The 2639-nt window shown below is 24.5% G+C and carries 3 protein-coding genes; all 3 read right to left on the bottom strand.

Features of this window, described 5'->3' with window-relative positions; all coding sequences use genetic code 11:
• Positions 1–39: 39 nt before the first annotated feature.
• Positions 40–450, bottom strand: coding sequence for a secondary thiamine-phosphate synthase enzyme YjbQ (locus tag BGI41_RS07685; RefSeq protein WP_088540113.1), 411 nt, complete (start codon positions 448–450; stop codon positions 40–42).
• A gap of 141 nt (positions 451–591) precedes the next feature.
• Complete coding sequence (locus tag BGI41_RS07680; protein WP_088540112.1) at positions 592–1134, bottom strand: flavodoxin family protein; 543 nt, start codon at positions 1132–1134, stop codon at positions 592–594.
• Between the two features lie 446 nt (positions 1135–1580).
• Complete coding sequence (gene mch / locus BGI41_RS07675; RefSeq protein WP_088540111.1) at positions 1581–2552, bottom strand: methenyltetrahydromethanopterin cyclohydrolase; 972 nt, start codon at positions 2550–2552, stop codon at positions 1581–1583.
• Between the last annotated feature and the right edge of the window lie 87 nt (positions 2553–2639).

Genomic DNA, 2639 nt, shown 5'->3' with positions numbered 1-2639 from the left:
TAATAAATATCTAAAAATAATAAAAATAATAAATTAAATTTATTCACCAATTATTGTTAAATCTAGTTTTCTTTTAGAACGAGGACCATCAAGTTCAATGAAAAATATAGATTGCCATGTTCCAAGATCCATCTTTCCATCCTTAATTGGAACAGTTTCAGAAGGACCTAAAAATAAAGATTTAAGATGAGAATCAGCATTATAATCTATAACATCATGACTATAACCATTACCTTCTGGAATTAAATCATATAAAATATTTTGGATATCTGTACCTAAACCTGCTTCATTTTCATTAATAACAATTGCAGAAGTAGTATGTTTTGTAAAAATATTAATTATTCCAGAATCAATAGCATGATTTCTAATTTTATCATTAATATAAGAAGTTATATCAATAATTTGAAATTTACACCTAGAATTAATAATTAATCCATCTTTTATAATCATTTTAACACCTATCTATAATTATAATAAAACATAATTCTTCTAAAATCTAATTAAATTTAATTAATTTAAATTATAATTAAAACTAAAAAAAAGATAATAAAAAATTATAAAATAATATAAATTAGCTTTAAAATATAAAAATTATAAATTATTACCTATTTCTTTAGCTTTAGAAATAACATCATTTAAACCTTTTACATCACCTGGTTCTTGAACTCCACCAATATCAATTGTATCAACAACATTAAATCCAATATATTCAAATAATGCTTTTTTAGTAAGATTTATATATTCATCATAAGTTCCAGTAGGAGCAGCATGAGTAAAGATTAAAACTACTTTTTTACCTTCAAAACTTTTTTGTGGATTTCTACTTATTGAATAAAATCTATCTGTAAATAATTTACCTTGAGCAGTCATTTGACCATAGTATATAGGAGATGAAAATATTAAAACATCTGCATCTAAAACAGAATTAAGAATTTCATTACAATCATCATCAACAATACAATCAACACCATCACCACATGAGCAACATGCATGACAAGGTTCAATTTTATAATCATCTAAATAATATTTATTTGTTTCTGCACCATTTTCTTTAGCAGATTTAAAAACTTCATCCATTAAAATATCACAATTTCCATTTTTCCTTGGACTAGCTTGAATACCAACAATTTTCATAAATATACTCTCTAATTAATTTTAAATAAATAATAAAAAATCAAATTACTTCATTAGTAATATATAAATAATTTATAATAAATAATTAATTCGAAAATTCAAACATCAAATTAAATAAGTTTTAAGAAGAAAATTAATAAAAAACTATTAATATATTGAAATAAACTAATAAAAAAGAAATTAACTTAAAAATAATAAAAAATATACATTAAAATCAAATAAAATCTAAATAAAAACTAATAAAAATAAAAAGAACATATAAACAAAAATAAAAAAAACAAAAAATAAGATAAAAACAATAAAAAAAACAAAAAACAATAAAAAAAATACCAACAATAAAAACAAAAAAACAAGACAAAACAGGACAAAAAAACAATGAAAAAGAGCAATAATAAAGATAAAAAATAAATTAGTTAAAAAACTAATTTATTAAATTAACTAAAAAACTAGTTATCTACACCAAAGGATTTTTTAAGTAACTCTGCGTTAACAAATCCTTCTTTATAAGTTTTACCAGTAGTTAAATCATTAATTACTACTTCAGCAGGTGCAAACATTCCTTTATCAATTTTATAGAAATCAAATCCAGCTTCTTTAAATGTATCAAAGAATGGTTTTCCATATCCATCAGCTGCAGAAGATGGAATTTGTTTTGCAATAGCTTCCATGTCGTCTCCTTCTTCAGATTCAACATAGTAATAAGTTCTTCCACCAAATAAAACTGCATCATTTGTTTTACCCATAGCTTTTAATCCATCAGGATCTACTGGTGCAATAGGTGCAATTCCAGCTGCATGTTTAACTTTTTTAACATCAAATTTAATGAATTCTAACATTTTATAAGTTCCATTTTCAACAACCCTTCCAGCAATTTGGATAGATCCAACAAGAGAAGAAGTAGGAGCAACAAGTAAGTAAACATTTGCTACATCTACACCACATTCATCTGCAATGTATTGAGCAACATCTTCACCAGGTAATACATCAGCTTCTAAAGTTAAAATAGCTAAATCAGCTTCTTCATCTTTGTAATCAATTTCTTCATAAGTTTCTGCAGGTTTAAGAGATAATGCTCTTGCAGGACCTGAACCTAATGCAAAGAAATCTCCAACAGAAACAGACCAACCTGCTTTTTGAGAACCTAAAGTTGAAATAGATGGGAAGTCAGTTTTAATTTTTACTGAAGGAAGTGCAAATTTTTCACTTAAATCACCAGGAATAGAAATACCTACATCAGCAAGTCCACCAAGACATACTTTAGTATATAATTCACCTGCTTTAAAGCTTCCTTCAACATTTACACCACAATCAATTACTGTAGCACCATTATCTAATTTAGAAACAGCAATTTTTAAAGCATCTGCTTTATTAATCATTTCATCTACTGTTTTTTTAGCTTCTAAGTTAACACTAACCATTATTTAACCTCAAAAAAAATTTTTGATTATTTCATATTTGAGCTTATAATATTAAAATTCAATTTTTTAAAATAATTGATAAGTATA

The organism is Methanobrevibacter sp. 87.7 (assembly GCF_002208625.1).
Taxonomy (GTDB): domain Archaea; phylum Methanobacteriota; class Methanobacteria; order Methanobacteriales; family Methanobacteriaceae; genus Methanarmilla.
This window is presented reverse-complemented; position numbering and strand designations above follow the sequence as displayed.

What these genes read in the sequence shown, in the direction of transcription:
- BGI41_RS07680 (WP_088540112.1), bottom strand. Translation starts at nt 1,134, where the DNA reads ATGAAAATTGTTGGTATTCAAGCTAGTCCAAGGAAAAATGGAAATTGT.
- BGI41_RS07685 (WP_088540113.1), bottom strand. Translation starts at nt 450, where the DNA reads ATGATTATAAAAGATGGATTAATTATTAATTCTAGGTGTAAATTTCAA.
- mch (WP_088540111.1), bottom strand. Translation starts at nt 2,552, where the DNA reads ATGGTTAGTGTTAACTTAGAAGCTAAAAAAACAGTAGATGAAATGATT.